The organism is Rhizobium yanglingense (genome assembly GCF_977109285.1).
The window spans coordinates 1-22,895 of record NZ_CDSAWY010000005.1; the positions used below are offsets into that span (position 1 = coordinate 1).

General features: G+C 61.3%; 20 protein-coding genes and 6 pseudogenes. 6 read left to right on the plus strand and 20 right to left on the minus strand.

Going from position 1 to position 22,895, the window contains the following annotated elements:
- The 3 pseudogenes from ACW4PC_RS09640 to ACW4PC_RS09650 all read left to right on the plus strand — a co-directional run.
- Window positions 1–466 (plus strand): annotated as a pseudogene (locus ACW4PC_RS09640) (ABC transporter ATP-binding protein); the annotation flags it as partial.
- Window positions 450–1,249, plus strand: a pseudogene (locus ACW4PC_RS09645) (ABC transporter permease). The pseudogenes ACW4PC_RS09640 and ACW4PC_RS09645, both read left to right, overlap by 17 nt.
- Window positions 1,250–1,384: 135 nt before the next feature.
- A pseudogene (locus ACW4PC_RS09650) lies at window positions 1,385–1,677 on the plus strand (integrase core domain-containing protein); the annotation flags it as partial.
- Between the two features lie 99 nt (window positions 1,678–1,776).
- Here ACW4PC_RS09650 and ACW4PC_RS09655 read toward each other — a convergent pair.
- The 13 genes and pseudogenes from ACW4PC_RS09655 to ACW4PC_RS09715 form a co-directional block, all read right to left on the minus strand.
- Window positions 1,777–1,884, minus strand: a complete 108-nt coding sequence (locus ACW4PC_RS09655) for a type II toxin-antitoxin system VapC family toxin (protein WP_455873665.1) — start codon at window positions 1,882–1,884, stop codon at window positions 1,777–1,779.
- Between the two features lie 362 nt (window positions 1,885–2,246).
- Entirely contained in the window at window positions 2,247–2,453 is a 207-nt protein-coding gene (locus ACW4PC_RS09660; protein ID WP_455873666.1) for a type II toxin-antitoxin system VapB family antitoxin, read from the minus strand.
- A gap of 413 nt (window positions 2,454–2,866) precedes the next feature.
- On the minus strand, window positions 2,867–3,661 hold the full coding sequence (pcaD, locus tag ACW4PC_RS09665; RefSeq protein ID WP_455873667.1) for a 3-oxoadipate enol-lactonase: 795 nt from the start codon (window positions 3,659–3,661) through the stop codon (window positions 2,867–2,869).
- Window positions 3,662–4,346: 685 nt separating this feature from the next.
- Window positions 4,347–5,081 (minus strand): MFS transporter, encoded by a 735-nt coding sequence (locus tag ACW4PC_RS09670; protein ID WP_455873668.1) that lies wholly within the window; start codon window positions 5,079–5,081, stop codon window positions 4,347–4,349.
- A 40-nt stretch (window positions 5,082–5,121) separates the two neighbouring features.
- Window positions 5,122–5,286, minus strand: a pseudogene (locus ACW4PC_RS09675) (MFS transporter); the annotation flags it as partial.
- Window positions 5,287–5,626: 340 nt separating this feature from the next.
- Window positions 5,627–6,331: an SDR family NAD(P)-dependent oxidoreductase gene (locus ACW4PC_RS09680; RefSeq protein WP_455873669.1), complete on the minus strand. Its 705-nt coding sequence runs from the start codon at window positions 6,329–6,331 to the stop codon at window positions 5,627–5,629.
- Between the two features lie 483 nt (window positions 6,332–6,814).
- On the minus strand, window positions 6,815–7,225 hold the full coding sequence (locus ACW4PC_RS09685) for a hypothetical protein (RefSeq protein ID WP_455873670.1): 411 nt from the start codon (window positions 7,223–7,225) through the stop codon (window positions 6,815–6,817).
- Entirely contained in the window at window positions 7,131–7,355 is a 225-nt protein-coding gene (locus ACW4PC_RS09690; protein WP_455873671.1) for a 2Fe-2S iron-sulfur cluster-binding protein, read from the minus strand. Before ACW4PC_RS09690 ends, ACW4PC_RS09685 begins: the two co-directional genes overlap by 95 nt.
- A gap of 88 nt (window positions 7,356–7,443) precedes the next feature.
- A complete protein-coding gene (locus ACW4PC_RS09695; protein WP_455874977.1) occupies window positions 7,444–7,887 on the minus strand; it encodes an aromatic-ring-hydroxylating dioxygenase subunit beta in 444 nt (147 codons plus the stop codon).
- Window positions 7,888–7,890: 3 nt separating this feature from the next.
- Window positions 7,891–9,243 (minus strand): annotated as a pseudogene (locus ACW4PC_RS09700) (Rieske 2Fe-2S domain-containing protein).
- 127 nt (window positions 9,244–9,370) lie between these two features.
- Entirely contained in the window at window positions 9,371–10,309 is a 939-nt protein-coding gene (gene catA / locus ACW4PC_RS09705) for a catechol 1,2-dioxygenase (protein WP_455873672.1), read from the minus strand.
- A 74-nt stretch (window positions 10,310–10,383) separates the two neighbouring features.
- Window positions 10,384–10,674 carry a muconolactone Delta-isomerase gene (gene catC, locus ACW4PC_RS09710; protein WP_455873673.1) on the minus strand — a complete coding sequence of 97 codons (291 nt, stop codon included), beginning with the start codon at window positions 10,672–10,674 and terminating at the stop codon, window positions 10,384–10,386.
- A gap of 4 nt (window positions 10,675–10,678) precedes the next feature.
- Window positions 10,679–11,830: a muconate/chloromuconate family cycloisomerase gene (locus ACW4PC_RS09715; protein ID WP_455873674.1), complete on the minus strand. Its 1,152-nt coding sequence runs from the start codon at window positions 11,828–11,830 to the stop codon at window positions 10,679–10,681.
- A 95-nt stretch (window positions 11,831–11,925) separates the two neighbouring features.
- On the opposite strand from ACW4PC_RS09715, the gene ACW4PC_RS09720 reads away from it, so the two are divergent.
- Complete coding sequence (locus tag ACW4PC_RS09720) at window positions 11,926–12,858, plus strand: LysR family transcriptional regulator (RefSeq protein WP_455873675.1); 933 nt, start codon at window positions 11,926–11,928, stop codon at window positions 12,856–12,858.
- A 257-nt stretch (window positions 12,859–13,115) separates the two neighbouring features.
- On the opposite strand, the gene ACW4PC_RS09725 is transcribed toward ACW4PC_RS09720, so the two are convergent.
- On the minus strand, window positions 13,116–13,754 hold the full coding sequence (locus ACW4PC_RS09725; protein ID WP_455873676.1) for a DUF6880 family protein: 639 nt from the start codon (window positions 13,752–13,754) through the stop codon (window positions 13,116–13,118).
- A gap of 353 nt (window positions 13,755–14,107) precedes the next feature.
- Between ACW4PC_RS09725 and ACW4PC_RS09730 the strand changes: the two genes are divergently transcribed.
- Window positions 14,108–14,617, plus strand: a complete 510-nt coding sequence (locus tag ACW4PC_RS09730) for a hypothetical protein (protein WP_455873677.1) — start codon at window positions 14,108–14,110, stop codon at window positions 14,615–14,617.
- 283 nt (window positions 14,618–14,900) lie between these two features.
- Here the strand turns inward: ACW4PC_RS09730 and ACW4PC_RS09735 are convergent, their stop codons facing one another.
- From ACW4PC_RS09735 to ACW4PC_RS09750, 4 genes and pseudogenes are all read right to left on the minus strand, one after another.
- Window positions 14,901–15,836, minus strand: a complete 936-nt coding sequence (locus ACW4PC_RS09735) for a pirin family protein (RefSeq protein WP_455873678.1) — start codon at window positions 15,834–15,836, stop codon at window positions 14,901–14,903.
- Window positions 15,837–16,001: 165 nt separating this feature from the next.
- Window positions 16,002–16,877 carry a LysR family transcriptional regulator gene (locus tag ACW4PC_RS09740; RefSeq protein ID WP_455873679.1) on the minus strand — a complete coding sequence of 292 codons (876 nt, stop codon included), beginning with the start codon at window positions 16,875–16,877 and terminating at the stop codon, window positions 16,002–16,004.
- A gap of 40 nt (window positions 16,878–16,917) precedes the next feature.
- Window positions 16,918–17,949 carry an LLM class flavin-dependent oxidoreductase gene (locus tag ACW4PC_RS09745; RefSeq protein ID WP_455873680.1) on the minus strand — a complete coding sequence of 344 codons (1,032 nt, stop codon included), beginning with the start codon at window positions 17,947–17,949 and terminating at the stop codon, window positions 16,918–16,920.
- A gap of 180 nt (window positions 17,950–18,129) precedes the next feature.
- Window positions 18,130–18,791 (minus strand): annotated as a pseudogene (locus ACW4PC_RS09750) (hydrolase).
- A gap of 156 nt (window positions 18,792–18,947) precedes the next feature.
- Between ACW4PC_RS09750 and ACW4PC_RS09755 the strand changes: the two are divergent.
- Complete coding sequence (locus tag ACW4PC_RS09755) at window positions 18,948–19,847, plus strand: LysR family transcriptional regulator (RefSeq protein ID WP_455873681.1); 900 nt, start codon at window positions 18,948–18,950, stop codon at window positions 19,845–19,847.
- A gap of 86 nt (window positions 19,848–19,933) precedes the next feature.
- Here the strand turns inward: ACW4PC_RS09755 and ACW4PC_RS09760 are convergent, their stop codons facing one another.
- The gene (locus ACW4PC_RS09760) at window positions 19,934–20,890 is read right to left on the minus strand and encodes a quinone oxidoreductase family protein (RefSeq protein WP_455873682.1); all 957 of its coding nucleotides are present in this window, start codon (window positions 20,888–20,890) and stop codon (window positions 19,934–19,936) included.
- Between the two features lie 51 nt (window positions 20,891–20,941).
- Window positions 20,942–22,705 (minus strand): monovalent cation:proton antiporter-2 (CPA2) family protein, encoded by a 1,764-nt coding sequence (locus tag ACW4PC_RS09765; protein WP_455873683.1) that lies wholly within the window; start codon window positions 22,703–22,705, stop codon window positions 20,942–20,944.
- Window positions 22,706–22,895: the final 190 nt, after the last annotated feature.

Sequence of the window (22,895 nt, forward strand, 5' to 3'; positions counted from 1 at the left end):
CGGCGCGAGCGTTCGATGAGCTGGCTTGCAGAAGTCGGGCTCAAGGGCTTCGAACACCGCTATCCGCACCAACTGTCCGGCGGCCAGCGCAAGCGCGTGCAGATGGCGCAGGCGCTGATCGCTCGATCCGAAGGTGATCCTGATGGACGAGCCGTTCTCGGCGCTGGACATCCACACGCGGCACCTGATGCAGAACGAACTGCTGCGGCTGTGGCAGGAGGACCGTCGCGCCGGTGGTCCTGATCACGCACGACCTGGAAGAGGCGATCGCGCTGGGTGACCGCGTGGCGGTGCTGGCCGCCGGCCCCCGCTCAGCCGGGTCGTGCGCAAGCTTCGCCGGTGGACCTGGAGCGGCCGCGCAACGTGGCCGAGATCAAGCTGGATCGCACGATTCACGGACCTGTACCGCGACATCTGGGCCTGCCTGCGCGGCGAAGTGGAGAAAAGCTATGCACGCCGTGACTGAACGCATTCATCCAGCTCGGCGCTGGTGGTCGCCGTATCCTCGGCGGCTGGGCAGCGCGGCGTGACGCGCCGGGCGTGATCGATGCCGTTCTTCTTCCCCGCGCCGCTCGGCAATCGTGCAGCCAGGTCGTGGAGCTGGACTGTCCGACACCTCAGCTTCTACCAGTCACGTGTACAATCACCCTGACGGAGACCGCGCTGGGTTACGTCATCGGCACCGGGCTGGGCGTGGCCGGCAGGCGTGTGGCTTGGCCTGAGCCGACAGCGCGGCACGCATCCTGGACCCGTTCATCAAGGGCCTGAACGCGATTCCGCGCGTGGTGCTGGCACCGATCTTCGTGCTGTGGCTGGGCCTCGGGCTGTGGTCGAAGGTGGCGCTGGCGGTCACGCTGGTGTTTTTCACCACGTTCTTCAACGCCATGCAGGGCGTGCGCGAAGTGAACCCGGTGGTGCTCGCCAACGCACGGATCCTCGGGGCCGGACCGTCCGCGATCTGCTGCGGCACGTGTACTTCCCGGCGGCGGCCAGCTGGATCCTGTCCTCGCTGCGCACGTCCGTCGGCTTCGCGGTGGTCGGCGCGATCATCGGCGAGTACCTCGGCTGCCTCGCGCAGGGCTCGGGCTACCTGATCGCGCAGGCGGAGGGCAACTTCGACGCGGTGGGGGTGTTCGCCGGCATCATCATCCTGGCCGCGTTCGTGCTCGTCATCGACCGAATTCTCGATGTACTGGAAGGCCGGCTTATCAAGTGGAGACCGAACGCCGCGGAAGAGAGAGCGGCGTAACGAACCGGATCCAGTTTTCATATGAGTTTAGTATTGGGTGCCCCATCGGCACCCATTCTTTTTCGACCTTGAGTTCGAACGCGTAACCAGCACCCATTCAGGTGATCAATCAAAGTGCAAAAAGCGGGCGCCATCGAATTCATCTCCCGTGACCTTGATCTGTGGGCCTACCACAAGGGTGTCGTGCTCGACTTCTCCCGACCTGGCAAGCCGACGGACAACAGCTATATCGAAAGCTTCAATGGCAAGTTCGGCGCCGAGTGCCTGAAACGCGCACTGGTTCTATGAGCCTTGACGACGCGCGGACGAAGATGGAGGATTGGCGTAGAGACTACAACGAGTTGCGCGCGCAGCGCGCCATCGGCAACAAGGTGCCGACTGCCGCTGATGAACGGCTCCATCGGCGCCCCCGCCGTGCTGAGCCTTAACCCCGGAAAATTCCAGCTCCCGCTGGCCCAAAATCGGGGAGCACGTCATGGGATAGCTGCCGTTAGTCGCGAAGCCTCAGTACGGCCGCTTTGACCCCGTCATTCCAGGTCGTGTGTCATTGTGGCCGAACGGATGTCCGTCTCGGTGAAATCGTTGCCCTTGAACAGCAACGGTTCGCCGAAATCCCTGGCGAGAGCGTAGGCCAAGCGGATCGCCGAAATTCAGTCCAGCTTTGTGCCTGCCCTTCCCGAAATCAAGGAATGCCTGTCGGAGCCAGGATGTCCCCTGCTCAACGGTCACGGGCTCGATGTCGATCACTGCGCGGCGGAAGAAGGCATCGGCCTGCCTCATGCCTTCCGGCCCGAGCTGCTTTTCGATCACCATGGACAGTTCCACATAGTTCGCCACGCTGATCCGGCTGGTTGCGGAATCGTTGGATCAGTCGCGTGAAGGCGGCAGCCTCTGGCTCGCCGTAGAGGATCGCCACCATGGCGGATGCTATCGATCATGATCTCGGCAAGACCGTCCTCGTCAAAGAGAAGCTCGGCGTGGTCAGCATAAGGCCGCTTCAAATGGACTGCGGCCCTTTCGGCGATCGCCAAGAAGTTCTTCGAACAGAGGCCCGACCTCTCTGTTTTTCAATTTGCGCATACCGCTCACGCAGAGCGTCGGTCACGACGCGGCTCATACTCTGCCCGGTCGCATGGGCGATCGCCTGGGCGAGGCGATGCGCTTCGGGGTCTTTCACGTTGAGGCTCATGTGGAGGTACTCCATTCTACCTAATCAGATAGTTTTCTACCATTCTACCCCATTGCTTCACAGCGTCCAAGTGAGCATGCTGAATCAAAAATGAGCTCTTCCTGGACAGATATTTGGTCCGGAACGGCGCACCAAATGCAGTCATTCGCCCAAAATATTCGGTACGTGGAAATTTCTTCGCTGAGGCATGCACTGAATACGGGACGCATTGTTACCTCAGCTTCCAGGCTGAGGGGACTTTACGGGCATTGTATTCACATTAACCCGGCAGAGCGTATTGCACCTGTGCCAAGCCGAGTTGGCGCAGAAGGCTGGATATCAGCGACAGCGCGTTCTTTGCGGCACTGGCGCGGGTGCTTGCATGGCTGCGTCTTGGGGCCCGGAAATCCGAAGGACTTCATCTCCAATCATGAGCCACAGATCTATCTTCAAGACCCACTACCGAAAAACTCGAGAAGTATTGGGTTGAATACGGATGCCGACTCAACATTCACGATATGTCGCCCCGGCAGCGACACATGCCGTCCCTGCCGAACGCGGGCGGCAATCGCCTGCAGCTCGGATGGCGGGCAGACCGGATCGTCTTCGCCAGAAATGGCAAGAAGGGGATTGGCAATCTTGTCGATGTCCTTCCGCAGATCGAAATCGCCCAGCGCCGCGCAGCAGCCGACATAGCCATCGATCGACGTCGCGGCAAAACCGTCAAGTATCCTTCCGACGATGGCTGGTTCGGCCGCGTTGAACGCCGGTGTGAACCACCGCATGGCGGTGGCGGCGATCAGTCCACCAAGACCGTTTTCGCACACGGCATCAATGCGCGCGGTCCAGCTTTCGGCGGTCCCGATCCTCATGGCGGTCGCACAGACAACGATCCTGTCGAACCGCTCTCCGGCATGGAGGCCAAGCCATTGCCCGGTCAGGCCGCCGATCGACAAGCCGCAGAAATGCGCACGCGCGATGTCGAGCGCGTCGAGCAGGGCAATGACGTCGTTGCCAAGGTCGGCCAGCGCATACGGCGCCGGCGGCGCCGACGACAGGCCGTGCCCGCGGCGGTCGTAGCGCAGCACGCGATAGTGCCGCGACAGCTCCACCGCCTGAGCGTCCCACATGCGCAGGTCGGTGCCTAGCGAATTGCAGAACATCAGCCAGGGCTTGCCTGTGCCGTCAGTGTCGCCATCTATCCGGTAGTGAAGGCGGTGGCTGGTGAGATCGAGGTAGGGCATGGCTCGAAAGCTTTCGATTTGTTAAGCGGTTTCGATGCTACTCCGCGGCGAAGCTGAGGGTACCTGCGAGCATCACAGCGGAAACCCCCATCGCCAGCTTGCAACAATTCCGTCGAAAGTTCCGGGGATCCCGATGACGAGGCCCCCGCTTACCACGAGGCAAGTATCGAGGGCCTCGGTAAAATCGACCCCAGCAGAGTGCTTAATCAGAATAGCGGAACCCCGTGCCGACCAGGCGATCCGACCGGCACTTGATTGCTGGATCCCTTAGTACAGCCTCGCGATGGCGATAGTCCATAATGCAAGTCTCCCGGTCAGCACCAAGGCCCGGCGTTGTCTGAAAGACGACGACCAACGGTCCAGTATAAGCGATCAGCGTGGATACGAGACCCGCCAGAACAGTCGGGGTATAAAACCATCCACCTGATGCTTGCCCTTCATGCCGGCCATCGTCACCGCTCCTATGCCGTGGCAACTTGTACGACGTTGGACCGGCGGGCATTGCTCACCGCGAAGACTAGCATCGCCATTGCCGAAACCGCCGCCGGAACGGCGAAGATCAGAAAGTTCTGCTGAAGCGGGAGTTCGTTTGCCAGAAGCGCTCCCCCAAGGGTCGGGCCGACAATCGCACCGATCCGGCCGACGCCTGAGGCCCAGCCCAGGCCGGTCGAAGCGAACCGAGAGATTATAGAGCTGCGCCACGCTGGCATAGAGGAGGATCTGCGTGCCAATGGTCGTGGCGCCGGCAACGAACACTCAGGAGAAACAGCAGTCCCGCCGGCGGGTTGAAGCCGATCATCGCAATCGACAGGGCCGCGACGACGAAGAAGCCTACCACCACCTTGGGCAGACCGAGCCGGTCGCCGAGCCAGCCGCCGGCGATCGCTCCGGCCATGCCGCCGAAATTGAGCGAGAAGAGGCTGAGTAGGCTGGCCTTCTCGGCATAACCGGCTTCCTGCAGGACCTTCGGCAGCCATGATGACAGGAGGTAGACAAGCAGAAGGCAGCAGAAGAAAGACGACCCAGAGCGTGACCGTGCGCAAGGCGCGGTCATGGCGGAACAGCTCGGAAACGGATGCCGAGTGCACCCTTGGTCTCGGAGAAAACGAGACTGTCGGGACTGCCCAGCTCCATGCGCCGGATTGATCCTGGCATAGATCCGCTTCGCCTGCTCCTGCTTGCCTTGGCGAATGAGAAAGCCCAGCGATTCTGGCAGTTTCCACAGGATCAGCGGCAGCATGAGCAGCGGAACGGCGGCGACAAAGAACATCGGTTGCCAGCCATATTGCGGGATCATGCCGATGCCAAGTCCCGCCGCAACCATGCCGCCGACCGAATAACCGGAGAACATCAGCGCGACCATTGTGCCGCGGAGACGTTTCGGCGCATATTCGTTCATCAGGGCCACGGCGTTCGGCATCAACCCGCCGCAGCCGAGGCCGGCAATAAAACCGAAAGACTTTGAACTCGCCCGGCGAACTCGCGAAGCCTGTGAGAAGAGTGGCTATGGTGAACAGCAGGAAGCTGATGGCGATGCCCTTCTTCCGGCCGATCCGGTCGGCCAGCGGCCCGAAGATCAGGGCCCCGAACATCATGCCGAACAGCGCCCAGGCCTGCAGGGCGCCGGCCTGCGGCTTGGCTAAGGCCCCACTCGGCGATCAGCGTCGGCAGCACGGTGCCGGCGACGAAGACGTCGTAGCCGTCGACGACCAACAGCAGCGCGCGAGAGCGCGACCACCGTCCACTGGAAGCCCCCGAAGCGGGCCGTTGTCTATAGCCTCATTCACATCGATGGTGCGCATCGTCACTCCTCCCCAGAGTCGTTAGCGCGTTGCAATTATCAAGGTCCGTCAGCCGAGATCGCCGCCGGCGACCGGCAGACACGCTGCCGGTGATGTAGGAGGCCTCGTCGGAGGCCAGGAACAGGATCGGCGCCGGCCTGCTCCTCGATGGTGCCGTAGCGCTTCATGAAGCTCGGACTGCTTCACCTGGGCGACGACTTCGGCCATCCAGGCTCTTCTCGGCCTCGCTATCGCCTTCGGCGTTGCGCGGGATGCGGCGCGGCGGCGCCTCGGTCCCGCCCGGCGCCGTGGCGACGACGCGGATGTTGCGCTCCGCCAGCTCCATGGCCAGCGACTGGGTGATGGCGTTGACGCCGCCCTTGGCCGCCGAATGGGGACGCGGTGGATGCCGCGCGTGGCGTTGGAGGACACGTTCACGATGGTGCCGCCGCCGCGCGCGAAAGAGATGCGGCAGCACGGCGTGGCAGCAGTAGAGCGTCGGCATCAGCGAGCGGCGGATCTCTGCATCGATCTGCTGCGGCTCGAATTCGGCGTAGGGTCGCATGCGGATGGCGCCGCCGACATTGTTGATCAGGATGTCGATGCCGCCGAACGTTTCGGCGGCAAAGCGCATGGCTGCCGCGGCCCCCTCGTGCGTTTCCAGATCGGCGTACGAAGGCGGCGCCGTTTCGCCGCCCGGCCTCCGCCGCGACCTCGGACAACGAAATCGGCGCGGTCGACAAAGAGCACCTTGCCGCCCTCGCTCCGGCGCGCGAGCTGCCGCGGCGCGGCCGATGCCCTGGCGCGGCACCGGTGACGACGAGCGCCTTGCTGGCAAAACGGCCCGTCGAAGCGCGCGGCGGTCATGCCGCCTCCTTCGCCGCCGCATTGGGCGTGAACTTCTCGTAGTGGAAGCTGTTGGGCCTTCACGCCGGTGTCGTCGAGATGCTTGCGGACGGCGTCGACCATCGGCGGCGGGCCGCAGAGATAGACGTCGACGTCGCCGCCGTTCAGCATCGTCGGCTCGGGCATGTGCTGGGTCGACCCAGCCCTTGCGCGGATGGCTGGAGGCGTCCTCGGCCACCACCGTCGTCGAAGGTGAAGCTGGGCAGGCGCGCTTGGCAATAGGCCTCGATCTCGTCGACGAGCACCAGATCGAGGTCGCGGGTGACGCCGTAGATCAGGTGGATCTTTCTGCTCGCGGGCCGCGTCGCGGGCGAGCACCTCCAGCATCGACAGGAACGGCGCAAGACCGGTGCCGCCGGCGAGGAAGAGCAGGGGGCGCTGGACGTCGCGGAGGTAGAAACTGCCGAGCGGCCCGGTCGAGCTCCAGTTTCGTGCCGGCCTCGGCGCGCTCCAGCCAGCGTGCTCATCAGCCCGCCCGGGTATCGTCTTGATCAGGAAGCCGACGCGTCGTCTCGCCGGGTGCCGAGGTGAAGGAATAGGAACGGCTCTGGCCGCTGCCGGGCACGTCGATGTTGACGTACTGGCCGGGCAGGAAGGCAGGCGCGGCAGCGCCCGCGATATCCAGCTCGAGCACGATGGCCGCGTCGTTGTGCGGGACGACGCGCGCCACAGTCGCCGTGAACTGTCTGCTGTCCGGTCTTGCAGGCCGACCGCTGTTGTCGGCACGGCGATGACGCAGTCGCGCGGCCGGCTTCATCTGGCAGGTCAGCACCAGTCCGCTTTCAGCCTCGTCCGCCGTCAGCGCATCGTCGATGAAGTCGTCGCCGAGGTCGTAGGCGCCGCTCTCGGCGCCGGCACTTGCAGGTGCCGCACACACCGTCCGAACAGTCCATCGGCAGGTTGATCTTGTTGCGGAAGGCGGCGTCGAGCACCTTCTCGCCGTCCCTGCATTCGACGAAGCGGGTGACGCCGTCCTCGAAATTCAATGCGATCCTGTAGCTGGCCATGGTTGTCCCTCCTCATCAGTCTTCTGCCTGCAGGCGACGGTCCGTCAGATGTGGTAGACGTCGATGACCTGGCGGATGTAGTCGTTCTTCAGCACGATCTTCTTGCCGTGCGATCAGCAGCCCGTCTGCCGCGCTTGCGGAGGGTGACGAACATGGTCCCGAAGAAGTGGTCGGTGACCTTGTAGCGATGGTTCAGCGTGTGGAAGTTGTAGCGCACGTCCGTCTCGTCGCCGCGGACCGTCCAGCAAGCTTCGACATTGGTCACGTTGTGGCTGGTGCGCGGCTCCGGCGTAGAGGCGCCTGAACGCTCGGTCTTGATGCGGAACACACGGTCTTCCAGGCCGTCGCGGCTCGGATAGTAGATCAGCGAAATCTGCGAGTGCGGGTCCTCGGTGATCTGGTCATCGTCGTCCCAGGCGGGCATCCAGTAGCTCACGTCAGGCGCATAGCATGTCAGCCATTCGTCCCATTCGCGATCGTCCAGAAGGCGCGCCTCCCGATAGAGGAAGGCGCAGATGGCGTCATAGGAAATGCGTCATGCGACCACTCCGTTTTTCTCGGCCGCGAGCGCCTCGCGCATTACCTTGGCCCAGTATTCGTGCTGGCGGACGAACAGGCCCTCGTCCTCGCTGCGTTCGCCGGAAAGCAGCGGCTGCGATGCCCATTCTCTTGGCGTTCTCGTCCGGGCCGTCGATCCAGAGCGGCGCGCCGCGCGACAGGTCGTTCCAAAGCGCGGCGGTCCCTGCATAGCCGGCCTGGCAGGCGCGGAACTCTTCGAGGTCGTCGGCCGTGCCCATGCCGGACACGTTGAAGAAATCCTCGTACTGGCGGATGCGCAGTGCGCGGTCCGAAGCGCTTTCGCCCATTCGGCGCGAAGCAGAAGATGCTGATCTCGGTCTTGTCGACGCTGATCGGCCGCGGTCACGCGGATCTGCGTGCTGAATTGGTCCATCAGGAACACGTTCGGATAGAGGCAGAGATTGCGGGTCTGGTTGACGATGAAATCTGTCTTGTCTTCGCCGACGCGTGCCTTGATTTCGTGGCGCTGGTCGTAGACGGGGCGGACCTCGGGGTTCATGGTATTGGTCCACAGCAGGATGTGGCCGTTCTCGAACCCGTAGACGCCTGCGACGGACCGGCTCCAGCTGTTGGCATCGACCGCCTTCGTGCCCTCTTCCTTGCGCCGCCCCATGGTCGCGGCGTAATTCCAGTGCACGGAGCTGACGTGATAGCCGTCGCAGCCGTTCTCCATCTGCAGCTTCCAGTTGCCGTCGTAGATGTAGGACGAGTTGCCGCGCAGCACTTCCAGCCCGTTCGGCGCCTGATCGACGATCTGGTCGATGATGACCTTTGTCTCGCCGAGATATTCTTCCAGCGCCGGCACGTCCTCCTTCAGGCTGCCGAACAGGAAGCCGCGATAGCTTTCGAAACGGGGAACGCGCTTCAAGTCGTGCGAGCCGTCTTTCGCGAACTGCGGCGGATACTGCGTGGTCTTCTCGTCCTTGACCTTGAGCAGCTTGCCGGTGTTGGAAAAGGTCCAGCCGTGGAAGGGACAGGTGAAGCTACCCTTGTTGCCGTGCTTGCGCCGGCAGAGCATCGCGCCGCGATGGGCACAGGCATTGATGACAGCGTGCAGTTCGCCGTTCTTGTCGCGCGTCACGACCACCGGCTGACGGCCGATATAGGTCGTGTAATAGTCGTTGTTCTCCGGGATCTGACTCTCATGGGCGAGATAGACCCAGTTGCTCTCGAAGATGTGCTTCATCTCCAGCTCGAACAGGTCTTCGTTGGTGAAGATGTCGCGGCGGCAACGGAAAACACCGGCCTCCTTGATCGTCTTGCGACCGCGGTTGCGAGCAGGTTGATCAAGATCCCGGGCTTTGTCGATGATCGGCAGACATGATCCTACCTCCCGCAAAGGGCGCGTTGCGCGAGCGCTAGCCTTTGCACACAATGTCGTTGATGACGATGTTGTCAGGGTGGCGGCCCAGTCCGGGCCGCCGCAGTATGTCCGCTCAGGCGGCTGCGCGCTTGCGCTGCTCGTTGATCTGGTTGTCGGCGCCGTTCACCAGGGCCGTCAGGTGAATGTCGAATTCGATCTCCGCAAACGGACCGCTCAAACCATTTGTCTTGATGCTGGCCTCGTCGGTCCGCTCGATGACGGCCGGAACCAGACCGTCGCGGGTGGCATAGGCGAAATCGTCATTGACCAGCGGGTCGCCCTCGATGTTGATCTGCGTCGTCAGCTTGCGGTGGCCATCGGCGCTGATGAAGAAGTGGATGTGCGCCGGGCGCTGGCCGTGGCGGCCGAGTGCCGACAATAGTTGCTCGGTCGGGCTGCCTGGCGGCACGCCATAGCCGTGCGGCACGATGCTCTGGAACTTGTAACAGCCCTTTTCGTCGGCGACGATCGTGCGGCGCATATTGAACGGCGCCTGCTTTCCCGTCGGGTCGAAGTGCGAGTAGAAGCCACGGGTATCACAGTGCCAGACTTCGACCGTGGCGCCCGGCTGCGGATTGCCGTTGGCACCATAGACAGTACCATGCATGATCAGGGTATGCCCGTTGGCATCGGTGCCGTCGTCGAGACGGGCGAAACCGTGCGACACGGGCGCACCGGCGACATAGAGCGGACCTTCGATCGTGCGCGGGGTGGGGTTGTTGATGCCGAGTGCCTCATCGATTGCGTCGAGACGCTCATCGAGGAAATGGTCAAGGCCGAGACCGGGCGAGATCAGGCCAGCCTGGCCGGCGGCGCCAATCTCGTTGAGCCAGGCGATGCCGGTCCAATATTCGTCGGGGGTGATGTCGAGATCGTCAATGGCCTTGAACAGGTCCGACATGATGCGATGAACGATCCGTTTGACGCGCGGATTGCCGCCATCCTGGTCAAGGCCGCTCAGGACCTTCAGAAAGTCCTGAATGTCCGGTCTTTCGAAAATCTTTACACTCATGTTAATTCCTCCACTTGGATTCTTTTGAAACTGCAGTTGTTCCCCTCCTCCGGGGAAACCCGCTGACGAAGGCTCTAGGTATCGTCCTCGCGGATCGCAGAGGGATGCCGCAGCAGCGGCGTCACCTCAATGTCCATGAACTTGAATAACGGCAGGCCGGACAGAATCTCATGCAGCTCCGCGTTGTCATTCACGTCGAGGACGCTGTAGTTGGCGTACTCGCCGGCGATGCGCCAGATGTGCCGCCACTTGCCGATGCGCTGCAGTTCCTGCGAATAGGCCTTTTCCCGTGCAATGATCTCCGCCGTTTCCTTCGAGGGCAGATCATGGGGAATGCGCACATCCATCCGTACATGAAACAGCATGATCTCACCCCACTACGCGCAAGGTCGAAGCGTGCTTGCCATCCCTGCGGAAACGATTGACGGCTTCCTCGGCGAGCGTCACTCCGAGCCCGGAACCCTTTGGCAACTGCAGCTCGAAGTCTTCAAAGCGAAGCGGCTCCTCCAGGATTTCTTCGGTCAGAAGCAGGGGACCGAAGAACTCGGTGCCCCATTCCAGTTCCTTGACGCCTGCCATCAACTGAGAGGCGGCGATCGTGCCGACCGGTCCCTCCAGCATGGTGCCGCCATAAATGCTGACGCCCGCGGCTTCCGCGATCGCGATCACCCGGGCGGCGGCAAACAGCCCTCCCGCCTGCTCGATCTTGATCGAAAATACGTCGGCAGCCCGCGCAGTCGCCGCCTCGAGCGCGCTCTCAGGTCCAACCAGCACCTCGTCGGCCATGACGGCGATCGGGGAAGCCCGCCGCAGACGGGCGAGCGCTGGAATCCCCGGCACAGGTTGTTCGACCAGCACACAGCCGGCGTCGGCCAGAGCCTGGATCGCGTTGCGCGCCTCCCGCTCTCGCCACGCCGCGTTCACGTCGACCCGGATAGTGGCCAGGTCCGGCAGTGCCTTGCGGATTGAGCTCACATGGCGGATATCATCTTCAATCGATTTTAGGCCGATCTTCAGCTTGAAATCCTTGTGCCGCCGCCGATCGAGCATGGCTTGCGCCTCATCGATGTCCTTGGCAGTGTCGCCGGAGGCGAGCGTCCAGGCGACCGGCAGGCTGTCGCGGCGGCGCCCACCGAGCAGTTCCGACATCGGCAGACCTAGGCGGCGCGCATGGCAATCGAGCAGGGCCGTCTCGACCGCGCATTTGGCGAAGTGATTTCCTTTTACCGCTTTGGCGACGACGTCCATGGCAGCCTGGATACGCGTCGCGTCACGGCCGATCAGCAGCGGCGTGATATACTCGTCGATCGTCAGCTTCATGCCTTCCGGGCTTTCCGGTCCATAGGCGAGACCGCCGATCGTCGTCCCCTCTCCAACCCCGTCGAAGCCGTCGGAGCAGCGGATGCGGACGATGGTCATGCTTTGCCGGTTCACGGTCACCATCGACAGCTGATGGGGCCGGATGGTAGGCAGATCGAGTATAATTGTTTCGATCGCGCTGATGCGTATTTCCGTAGACACCAAGCTTTCCTCCCTTGATCACGGGGAAACTAGCGTCCACTTTCAAATCAGTCCAAAACTATAAAAGTTGGATTTGATACCTGAAAGGTATAATTATGGAGCTGAGGCAGCTGCGCTATTTTCTCGCTGTTGCGCGCGAGCGAAACTTCTCGCGTGCCGCGGAAATCCTGCATATTGCACAGCCACCCCTCAGCCGGCAGATCCAGCAGTTGGAAGACGAACTGGGCGTTCTGCTTGTCGACCGGTCGAGCCGTCCTCTCGATCTGACGGAGGCCGGCCGCTTCTTCTACGAACAGGCTGGACAGATCATTGCCCGGACCGAGCACATGCGAGAGCAGACGCGCAAGATCGGCTTGTCCAAACGGGAGCGGTATGTCATCGGCTGCGTCGGCTCGACCCTTTATGGCGGCATGCCGGACCTTGTCCGCCGCATGCGCCAGCGCTGGCCGGAACTCGACATCGAGATTCGGGAAATGATGTCGACCGAGCAGGTCACCGCTCTCAAGGAAAGGCGGATCGATCTTGGCTTCGGCAGGGTTCGCTTCAACGATCGGGAGGTCGAAAGGTTGACGCTTCGAGAGGAACGACTGGTCGTCGCTTTCCCCAAGGGGCATCCGAAGTCGCTCTCCTCGGATCCCATCGCGCTTGCCGAACTGGAGGGTGAACCGCTCATCGTCTATCCGTCGGCTCCACGTCCGAGCTTTGCCGACGAGATCCTCAACATGTTGACCGAGCAAGGCATTTCTCCTGGCAGCGTGGAAGAGGTCCGTGAAATTCAGACCGCATTGGGTATCGTGGCGGCCGGGGTGAGCTTGTGCGTCATTCCCGCGGCATCGCAGCGGCAAAGACCCGACGACGTGTGTTACCGCACCATAAAGGATGAGAACGCCACATCGCCGGTCATCATGAGTTTCAGACGCGACGATGCAAAGGGAAGGATCGAAGAGATCAAGCAGATCATCCGCGAGATGTATGCCGACAACCCGCCCTGGCTGCAACTATCCAACGTACAACTCGACGGGACCTGACCAGAAACGCCAACGTGAAGTGCTCCGTCAACGTATGAAAGGACCATTGGAGGACAGGAGATAGCGATGTTGATGTCATTTTTATCTCATCTTTGGATCAACTTCTAAATTTTCAGCAGCATTAAAAAGCACCTTTCGTAACCAACATGGTAGCAAGTTGCCATCGATTGATGGAGACCTCGATGCTGGAAAAATTTGAACGCTACCCCCTCACCTTCGGCCGTCCAGATCGCCGAGCACGTGTGCAATGAGTTGCCTTATATCCCGGTATTGCGAGGCGTTCGAGAAGACATAGCGGTCTTTCGATTTCGCATCCTTCGCTTACTGCTCCTGTTGAAGGACTGCCAGATCGGCATCCCATTTGCGCAAAACCTCCTTCGGCAGATGGTCCACTCATGCGCCACATCGACCAGATAGCCGTGGCTGCTGTCACCCAGCACCTCCACGATTCTCTCCGGCAGCAGACCGATCTCTTCTTCCGCCTTCGGTGTCAATTGGCCGAGCTCCGCGATCGCCTGATGATAGACGTCCTGGACATGGCCGTAGGAATCGTCGATCCGCTCAAACACCCGTTCGTGCGTGGCGATGAACCGTAACAGTCGGTCGATGGCCATGGCGGGTGACGATTCACCCAGTTCGCCCGAGATGGTTACAACCGTCGCCGCCAGATCGTCGCGAAAAGTTCGTGCCTTGTCCCTGTCGATGAAGCCCCGCGCCCTTTCCAGCCCACCGAGCCTGCGATCCACGAGTTTCGCAATCGCCTCCGGACCCTTCCGGGCGGCAAGCGCGGCCGACACCCGTTTGCGGAACGAGGCGTCGCGTTCAGCCTCATCCAGCACCAGCCGTGCGGCTTGGCCAAAGTAGTCAGAAGTTGTTACTTGCGGCGATGCGCGCATTGTTCCACAATACTTCTGCGATGCTATGGCCCCATAGGGCAGACAAACCCGCATAAACTGACCATTCGAAAACGCCGCAGACGCCACGCCATGGCGCTCTAGGAGGAATTCGAAATGACATGGCGCGGTTCACTGAAATCGGCGTTTGCCACGGCAATTCCTATTTCGACCGTTGGGTTCGCAAGAGCGCGCCTCCGGTAGCGCAGCATCAAGACCTATGGGCAAAGCCAACAGCGCGTAGTCGATTGGCACGATGCCCTCACCTCGAATCGGGGACACACGACAAACCTGCCCGCCATTGGAGACCAGCCTGGGGCCACATCGGCATGGCTGAAACAAGGAGGAGAAAAGATATGAAAGCGGCACCAAAAGCCCGCATCGCAGCAGCGATGATTGTAGGCCTTCTCGGCAGCACGGCGATGGACCAGGTTCAGGCCCAGATGAAGAAATACGGTTCGGCAGCAGGCTGGGACATTGTCATTAGGCAGGACCTAGGCCCGGGCTGCCTGATCGCAAAAAGACTGAACGAGAGCACGCAGATTCAGATGGGCATCGATACGACCCGCGGCAGACGCGGCTATATGGCGCTCTACACCAAGGCGGATGCCAACGTTGTCAGTGGTGAAAAGCGCACCGTGATATTCGACGTTGACGGTCAGAAATTCAGCGGGGAGGCGACCGGTCAACAGATGGAGGGATTTGATGGATCTTTCATTTGGGTCAACAATCCCGACTTCATCTACGATCTCGCCAAGAAGAAGACGCTGACAATCACGCCGGCAGGGCGCGATCCGTTCGCGGTGAGCCTTGCCGGAACCGACGCGGCCCTTAAGGCCCTGCGCGCCTGCCAGGAGGCTCAGTAGGGTTGCCCGCGCGGATTTGAACCTGCGGAATAAGTTATTGATTTTGTTGGGAAGTGGTATTGCCGTAAGGAATACCAGGCTAAACAAAAACCCCGGTAACCTGTTGGATTACCGGGGTTTTCTTCGATGTCTATTGGTTGCGGGGGGCAGGATTTAATCTTAACTTGCGATCTCCGAGCACCCCCGAAACCCGTTACTTGAGCTTCTGATTGCCGAGAACCGCATCGGCCTTTTTCGCAGCGCTGCGTAAACATGGCATCCTAGTCTAATTCTGCACTCCCCATCACTCTGGAAGCGGAATGTGCTCATCCCGGTCGTCGACCGGAAGATCGAAGCGCCCCTCGCCCCAGTTCTGTGCCCGCCATTCAGCCTTGGCTTCCTCGATACGCTCCCTAGATGAGGCGACGAAGTTCCACCAGATGTAGCGTCGGCCGGAAAATGTCGCCCCGCCTAAGATCATCAGCCGCGCGCCTTTTTCCCCGGCTGCGACCGTGATCCTGTCGCCAGGACGAAACACCATCATCTGGGGTGCTTCGAACTCCCGGCCGGCGATCGAGATCGAGCCTTCGACAATGTAGATGCCCCGGTCCTCATGATTGTCCGGCATCGGCAGGCGAGCGCCTGCTTCAAGCTTAACATCAGCATAGAATGTTTCGGAAAACATGGTCGCGGGAGCGAACTTGCCATAGGCGTTCCCGAGATCGAGCCTCACCGACACACCATGGTCCTCGATCATCGGCAGCGTCTCCTTGCCGTGGTGTTCGAACATCGGCGCCATGTCTTCGTGGCTTTCCGGCAAAGCCAGCCAGGTCTGGATCCCGAACAAGCCGTTCGGCCCTGTCCGCGCCGCTGCGGATGTCCGCTCGGAATGAGAAACACCTCGCCCTGCGACCATCCAGTTCAACTCACCGGGACGGATGAGCTGGTCAGCCCCGGTGCTGTCACGGTGGTGAAAGTCACCGCGATACAGATAGGTGACCGTGCCAAGACCGATATGGGGGTGCGGCCGAACATCGATGCCCTGGCCGGTCAACAGCTCGGCCGGGCCAGCCTGGTCGAAGAAAATGAACGGTCCCACCATCTGCCGCTTCGGCGCCGGCAGGGCGCGCCGAACCTCGAAGCCGCCAAGGTCACGGGCCCGAGGAACGATTAGGGTTTCGATCGCGTCGATGCCGACCTCGTCAGGACAGCCTGGTTCGATTGCAGGGTTCCAACTCATGCGCCTTCACCTCATTCGTTTAGCGATCTCCTGCCTGCGCAGAGCGCAAGGGTCGCTGCATGGCCCAAGTGACTAACGGGTGAGCGCCCCCAAGACTAGTTGCGCGGCGCGGTGAGCTGTGTCGCAAAAAGCGGAACGCGCAGTCCATGTGTCAACACGCAGATCCTACAAATGCGGATTTCTTTCGAATGATTCGATCAGGAACTCCGAGAGGATGCGCACTTTTCGCGCCGGGTGCGGGCTGGGTGGCCGCACGACGTAGACCCCACCGACCGGTAGCGGATACCGGGTCATGACTGGAACGAGCGCGCCGGACGCAAGATATTCATGGGTAACACAATCGGGAAGCCACGCTATGCCAAGCCCTGCTGCGGCCGCGCTGGCGAGCGCCGCGCCGTTGTCGGAACTGAAGCGACCCTGCGGCTGCACAGTGACGACCTTGTCGCCATCCATAAACCGCCACGCCTCGGCACCGACCAGGGCTTGATGAGCGGCGATTTCGTCCGGCTTTTCAGGCGAACCATGCGTCCTGATATAGTCCGGGCTCGCCACCAGCTTGCCGTAGATCTGACCAACGCGCCTTGCAATCAGGTTCGAGTCGCGCAGGGCGCCGACCCGGATTGCGCAATCGAACCCGTTCGCAATCAGATCGACGAACCGATCGCTATACTCGGCATGGATCTGAAGCTGCGGGTGGTGGCGCGCCATCTCTGCCAGCACGGGCGCAAAATATAGCGGGCCTGATGTGAGAGGGACGGCCACCCGCAGGCGCCCGCGAAGGTCACCGTCGGGCAATATCGTTTCCCGTGCGATGTCGATCTCGGCGCAGATCCTTGCTGCATGATCGCGAAACGTGCCCCCGGCTTCCGTCAGCCCTGCACCACGGGTCGTTCGTGCAAGAAGCTGGATACCGAGCGCTTCCTCAAGCCGGATGAGGCGCCGACTGACCATTGACTTGGAGATCCCCAGTCGACGTGCCGCGGGAGAAACGCCCCCGGCATCGGCAACTTCGACAAATGTCCGCAGATCCTCGATGTCCAATTGGTGTTCCCCGCTTTGCAATACAGCCTGGCGTTCATGCCTATCGCGCTGCCCTCACGATTGGTGCGACTTCAGTGCCGAGAAGTTCGATCGATGTCTTCATCGCTGCCGTGTCGAGAGAGGCTGTGCTCATCTGGAAGGTGATGCGCGAAACGCCGCCAAGCGTCTCACTGGCCTGCAGCATCTTGGCTGCGACCGTCTTCGGGTCACCGACCAGGAATGCGCCCTGCGGACCTGTCATGCCTTCGAACTGCTGGCGCGTCGGCGGCGACCAGCCGCGTTCGCGACCGATCGTCGTCGTCAGATGCGCCCATCCGGGGAAGAAGGCATCCTTCGCTGCCGTACTGGTTTCGCCGACGAAGCCCATTGCATGCACGCCGACCTTGAGCGTCTCGGTGCTGTGCCCTGCACGCTTGCCAGCTTCGCGATAGAGATCGACAAGCGGGCGGAAGCGCTCGAAGCTCCCGCCGATGATTGCGATCATCAGCGGAAGGCCAAGCGAACCGGCACGAGCGAAGGATTGCGGCGTGCCGCCGACCCCGATCCATAATGGTAGCTGTGGTTGATGGGGACGCGGAAAAACACCTTGCCCTTTGAGGGCCGGACGGAAGCGACCTTCCCATGTAATATTGGTCGTCTCGCCAAGCTTGAGAAACAGGTCAAGCTTTTCAGCAAAAAGGTCATCATAGTCGCGTGTGTCCAGACCGAATAGCGGATAGGCTTCCACGAAGGAACCTCGGCCGACAACGACTTCCGCACGGCCTTTGGAAATCAGATCGAGAGTTGCGAACTCCTGAAAAACCCGCACCGGGTCGGCGGCACTCAGAACGGTCACCGCACTCGTCAATCTGATCCGGCCGGTCCGGGCCGCTGCCGCAGCCAGAATGACAGTCGGTGCGGAGTCGAGAAACTCCCTGCGATGATGCTCGCCTATGCCGAAGACATCGAGCCCGACGCGGTCCGCGACGACGACCTCCTCGACGAGTTCGGCCATACGCTCGGTCGCCGAAGGAAGCCTGCCTGTGGTCGGATCCGGGAGGATGGCTGCAAAACTGTCGATACCGATTTCCATTTTGGTCCTTGAATATTTGTCAGCCTACGCCGGCGACTGACGCGGGAAATTCATCATGCGCACAATCAAGCCGGTGCTTCAGATACTTCGAGCTGTCATGAAAAAGGGACGACGAGGTTCAACGCACCGTCCGGGCACTTGCGATACGTTCATCGAGAACCCCGTCATCCTCGTTAGGTTCTAGTGCCCGCTTTGGGTGGTCGGCACCGGCGTGTTGAGAAGCTGCTGCTCCCAAAGATACGCGATGCCGCTGCCGCCGAAGTGCTGGATGAGAATCTCGGTCAGCTCCTCGACATGCTCGGTGCGCGCCCAATCGCGCTGCCATTCGCCAGCGAGCGCCATCACGGTCATCACGTTCGCGCCGGCCGCGATCATTCGCTGGATGGCAACTTCGTGAGACTCCTTCGAAATCCCGCCCGACGCGTCGGTGATCACGGTCACGTCCCAGCCTTCGCCGGCGGCCTGGATGACAGGCATGGCGACGCAGACCTCGGTCCACAGGCCGGCGATGATCAGCTGCTTGCGGCCGGTCGCCTTGACGACGTTCACCACATTCTCGTCCTGCCAGGTGTTCACCCAGGTGCGATCGATGACCTCCTGGCCGGGGAACACGTCGGTGATCTGCTTGAAGAGAAGTCCGCCGCGCGCCGCGATCACGCTGGTGAGAATGGTCGGGACATTGAAGGCTTTTGCCAGCTTCGCCAGCGCGGTCGTGTTGTTGACCACCAGCTATGCGGATCGTGGCTGTTCAGGTTCGCCAGCTGATAGGGCTGGTGATCGATCAGAACGAGGACGGAGTCTTCGGGGCGGAGAAGTGAATCAAGGCCGTTACGAAAGGTCATGGTTTCATCCTATGTTAGCGGTTTATTGAAGCGCGTTCTGCTCAAAAGACATGCGCCCTCCGAGGCGCTGCCGCGGGACGAAACTTGTCATTCCTGTTTGTGATGCGGTAGTGCTCGTTCCGTGCTGAGCTGTGTCGCAAAACGGGGAACGCCAAAGTGGACATCGAGGATCTTCGGACTTTCGTCGAAGTTGCGGATGCCGGAGGCGTCTCAGCGGCCGCGCTGCGACTTGGCATCTCCAAGTCGATGGTCAGCCGGCGGCTCATGCGGCTCGAAGAGGAGCTTGGTGTCCAGCTCCTCGCCCGATCCACCCGCGGGGCTTCCCTGCACCGGAGGCCGGGCGCAACGTTCCGGGACTATGCAGCCAGGGTTTCCGCCGAGATCGATGTGGCCAGGGAGACAATTTTGCCCGCCGGTGAGCTCCGCGGCCGCCTCAGGGTTGCCGCGCCGCTTTCCTTCGGTCCGACGCATTTCGCAGCGGTGATTGCGCAAATGGCACGCCGCCATCCTCATCTCCAGATCCAGACCTGTTACAGTGATCGCTTCGTGGATCTGATCGCGGAAGGCTATGATTGTGCGATCCGCGTTGGCACACTTCAGGACTCCAGCCTGATCGCAAGACGCGTCGGTCCCCTCTATGGGAGTTTCGTTGCAAGCCCGAACTATATCAAAGCCCATGGCTCTCCGGAGACACCAGACGAGCTTGTCGCCCATCAGGCTCTCATGCAGGGAACGGAAACCTGGCAAGTGATGGATGGAGACAAGGTGATAACCGTTCGCCCACAGGGACGCTTCAAGGCCGACAACGGGGTTGCTCTCGCTGTCGCCGCAGTAGCCGGTTTGGGTATCGCCGCGCTCCCTGACGAGCTTATAAAAGATTATCTGGCCTCAGGCGAGTTGGTTCCGGTCATGAAACGCCATCCACCAACCCCGATCGGGATATATGTCGTCAGACCGCCCGGGCAGCATCCTGCAAGAAAAGTCCGGGTGCTGACCGAAATGCTGATCGAGTGCTTCGACCATGGCCCGGCATTGCCGAAAACAGCTTACCCGTAGTGTCGCGGCACTCTTCCCAACGACGTCCGCGATGCCTCGGCTAGCGATCAGCAACGGCATCTTGAGTTCGTCAGATCATTCGGAAATCAGGGCACCATCACAACGCGCCCCAACGGCTTGGCTGTCTCCGCATACTCATGCGCCTTTGATGCTTCATGCAACGGAAACACGCGATCGATCACAACCTCCATGCGTCCGTCGGCCACGGCCTCGAGAAGTTGGCTGACGGTCCTGTATACGGCCGGCCTCTCGAAAAGCGGCCCCATGAAGACGCCGTGAAGCGTTTGATTGTTCTGCATCGGTTGCCAAAGGTCGACATTGAGGCTGCCGCCACCTGCATTCCCGACGAATACGAGGCGACCCTCGAGCGCGAGTGCGGATAGCGAGGCCTGCAAGGTCGAACCGACGGGATCGATGACGAGGTCGGCACCCTTGCGCCCGGTCAGCCGAAGAACCTCCTCCACGACATCCTTCTCCAGGCGATCGATGACATGTGATGCGCCGAACTCAGCCAGGCGCGCTTGTCGTTCGCTGCCACCGGCCACGGCGATGACGATCGCCCCTGCGCCACGCGCCATTTGGATGGCCGCCAGACCGACACCGCCGGCGGCAGCCTGAATCAGGACTGTTTCTTTTTCGCGCAAGCCGCCTTTGGTGATCAGACAGTGATAGGCCGTGCCGAAGGAAATCGGCAGCGCGGCGGCATGTGCCATGTCCACGCCGTCCGGGACGAGCCATGTCCGTGAGGCGGGGACGGACCAGAGCTCCGCATGCGATCCATGCATATCGAAGGCAGCCACCTTTTCGCCGACTGCCCGGTCGCGGACATTTTCACCGACCGATATTACGGTCCCGGCAGCCGCGTAGCCGACGATCCAAGGGGTTTGCTGTGGCGTCGACCGGCGGTTGATCAGATCGCCGCCCTCGATCGAAATCGCCTCGACGGCAATCAGAACATCCTCTGGCCCACAAGTCGGATCGGGCACATCGGCATATCTCAAGACTGCCGGAGGACCGGGGTTGTCGTAGACTGCGGCTTTCATGTGCTTTTCCTTTTTGATGAGGGAAGCTTGCGATGGAGTACCTGCCTCTGTCTATTTCGACACTGCTACTCCGCTCAACGGCTCAGGAACGGGCCGGACGTGCAGGCGGTCGCTGCCGGACATGGCGTCTCCCTGCACCTGCTCGGACAGTCGCTCGTTGTCCCGTTGACGGACATCTTCGGCGGCTTCCTCCACGTCAAGCTCGGCGTAACCCAATGCGCGCAGGCCCTCCGCTCCCATCATGTAGGCGGATTCGACCGTCTCGCGAATCTGATAGTCCACGCCGGCGCGGATCAGGTCGACCGCATGGCCGCGATCATAGCTGCGCACGAGAATCTTTGCCTGCGGGAATTCATGCTGCGCCAGGTCCACGATCTGCATTGCGGCCTTCGGGTCGTCGATGCAGATCATCAGTGCTGCGGCGGAACCCGCGCCGGAATGGCGCAGAGTATCGAGCCGGGTGCCGTCGCCGAAAAAGACCTTGAACCCGAATCGTCCCGCTTCACGGATCCGATCGGGACTCATATCAATCACGGAGAGCCTGACTCCCTTGGAAAGCAGCAGTTGCGAAGCGATCTGTCCGAAGCGGCCGAAACCGATGATGAGCACCCTTCCATTGAGATCCCGGGCCGCCTCAACGCCCTCCATAGATGCCTCGCTTCGCAGCAGCCGGTCTGCCACGATCATGAGAAGAGGCGTCAGAGCCATGGAGAAGATCACGACGGTGGTGAACAGTGCGTTCTCGCGCGCATCAATCACGCTGCCTGTAGACGCGGCGGCGTAGAGCACAAAGGCGAATTCGCCGCCCTGAAGGAACATCGAGGTGCGGTGCAATGCTTGATGACCGGAACTGCCAAATGAACGTGCAACCGTATAGACCACAGCGCCTTTTGCAACGGTGAATGCGACCAGCATGGACAGTAGAAGCCACCATTCCGCGGCAACGACGGAAAGGTCGAGCGACATGCCGACGGCCATGAAGAACAGGCCCATCAGCAGGCCACGAAACGGCTCGATATCGCCCTCGATCTGGTGCCGGTAGCTGGAGCTCGACAGCATCACCCCGGCGAGGAATGCGCCCATCGCCATGGAAAGACCAGCGCCGGCCATCAGCAGTGCTGCTCCAAGCACCACCAGCAGCGCGCCCGCCGTCATCACTTCCCGCGTTCGCGCACGCGCCAGCAAGGCGAAAAATGGGTTCAGGCCCCATCTTGATACGCTCAAAAGAACCAGTAACGCGCCAAGCGCCAGCAAAACCTCGATCCACCCCGACTGTCCTTGGGACAGAGGCGACAGGAAGGCGACCACCGCCAGAAGCGGCACGATCATCAGATCCTCGAAGAGGAGGATAGAGACCGATTTCTGGCCCTCGGCACTCGAAATCTCGCCGCGCTCCTGCAGGACCGACATGATGACGGCCGTCGAGGAAAGGACGAAACCTGCCCCGGCGATGAAGGCTACAGGGCCGGAAAGGCCAAAGACCAGCATGCCCGTCAGCGTAAGGGCTGCGGTTGCTGCCGCGACCTGCACGAGGCCCAGTCCGAAGATCTGGCCACGCATGGCCCACAGCTTGTATGGGCGCAACTCCAGTCCGATGACGAACAGGAACATCACCACGCCGAGCTCCGAGAAATGCAGGATGGACAGGGCATCGGCGAAGAGCCCGAAGATCGACGGACCGACAAGCACGCCGGCAGCGAAATAGCCCAGAACCGAACCGAGGCCGAGCCGCCGAAACAAGGGCACCGCGACAACAGCCGCCCCCATCAGGACGATCGCAGGTCCGATCGTCTGCCCCAAGCTCGCTTCAGCCATGCATTCGCCCTTCCGATCTCACATGCTTGAGCAACCGGGCGCCGGCTAAAGAAAGACCACGCCCCGCCATTCAGTGTCTCCACCTCGTTTGGTATCGTTGCAATTTCAGGCTGAATAGTCGCCACATTCGCAAAACTTTGTCGCAAGAAGCGGAACGCAAAGTCCCTGACTTCAGCGATACAACTCTGCA

Excerpts from the sequence above, each read along its gene's own strand:
- ACW4PC_RS09660 (WP_455873666.1), bottom strand. The coding sequence starts at position 2,453 with ATGGAGTACCTCCACATGAGCCTCAACGTGAAAGACCCCGAAGCGCAT.
- pcaD (WP_455873667.1), bottom strand. The coding sequence starts at position 3,661 with ATGCCCTACCTCGATCTCACCAGCCACCGCCTTCACTACCGGATAGAT.
- ACW4PC_RS09670 (WP_455873668.1), bottom strand. The coding sequence starts at position 5,081 with ATGCCGAACGCCGTGGCCCTGATGAACGAATATGCGCCGAAACGTCTC.
- ACW4PC_RS09680 (WP_455873669.1), bottom strand. The coding sequence starts at position 6,331 with ATGCGGCGGCGAAGGAGGCGGCATGACCGCCGCGCGCTTCGACGGGCC.
- ACW4PC_RS09690 (WP_455873671.1), bottom strand. The coding sequence starts at position 7,355 with ATGGCCAGCTACAGGATCGCATTGAATTTCGAGGACGGCGTCACCCGC.
- catA (WP_455873672.1), bottom strand. The coding sequence starts at position 10,309 with ATGAGTGTAAAGATTTTCGAAAGACCGGACATTCAGGACTTTCTGAAG.
- catC (WP_455873673.1), bottom strand. The coding sequence starts at position 10,674 with ATGCTGTTTCATGTACGGATGGATGTGCGCATTCCCCATGATCTGCCC.
- ACW4PC_RS09720 (WP_455873675.1), top strand. The coding sequence starts at position 11,926 with ATGGAGCTGAGGCAGCTGCGCTATTTTCTCGCTGTTGCGCGCGAGCGA.
- ACW4PC_RS09725 (WP_455873676.1), bottom strand. The coding sequence starts at position 13,754 with ATGCGCGCATCGCCGCAAGTAACAACTTCTGACTACTTTGGCCAAGCC.
- ACW4PC_RS09730 (WP_455873677.1), top strand. The coding sequence starts at position 14,108 with ATGAAAGCGGCACCAAAAGCCCGCATCGCAGCAGCGATGATTGTAGGC.
- ACW4PC_RS09735 (WP_455873678.1), bottom strand. The coding sequence starts at position 15,836 with ATGAGTTGGAACCCTGCAATCGAACCAGGCTGTCCTGACGAGGTCGGC.
- ACW4PC_RS09745 (WP_455873680.1), bottom strand. The coding sequence starts at position 17,949 with ATGGAAATCGGTATCGACAGTTTTGCAGCCATCCTCCCGGATCCGACC.
- ACW4PC_RS09760 (WP_455873682.1), bottom strand. The coding sequence starts at position 20,890 with ATGAAAGCCGCAGTCTACGACAACCCCGGTCCTCCGGCAGTCTTGAGA.
- ACW4PC_RS09765 (WP_455873683.1), bottom strand. The coding sequence starts at position 22,705 with ATGGCTGAAGCGAGCTTGGGGCAGACGATCGGACCTGCGATCGTCCTG.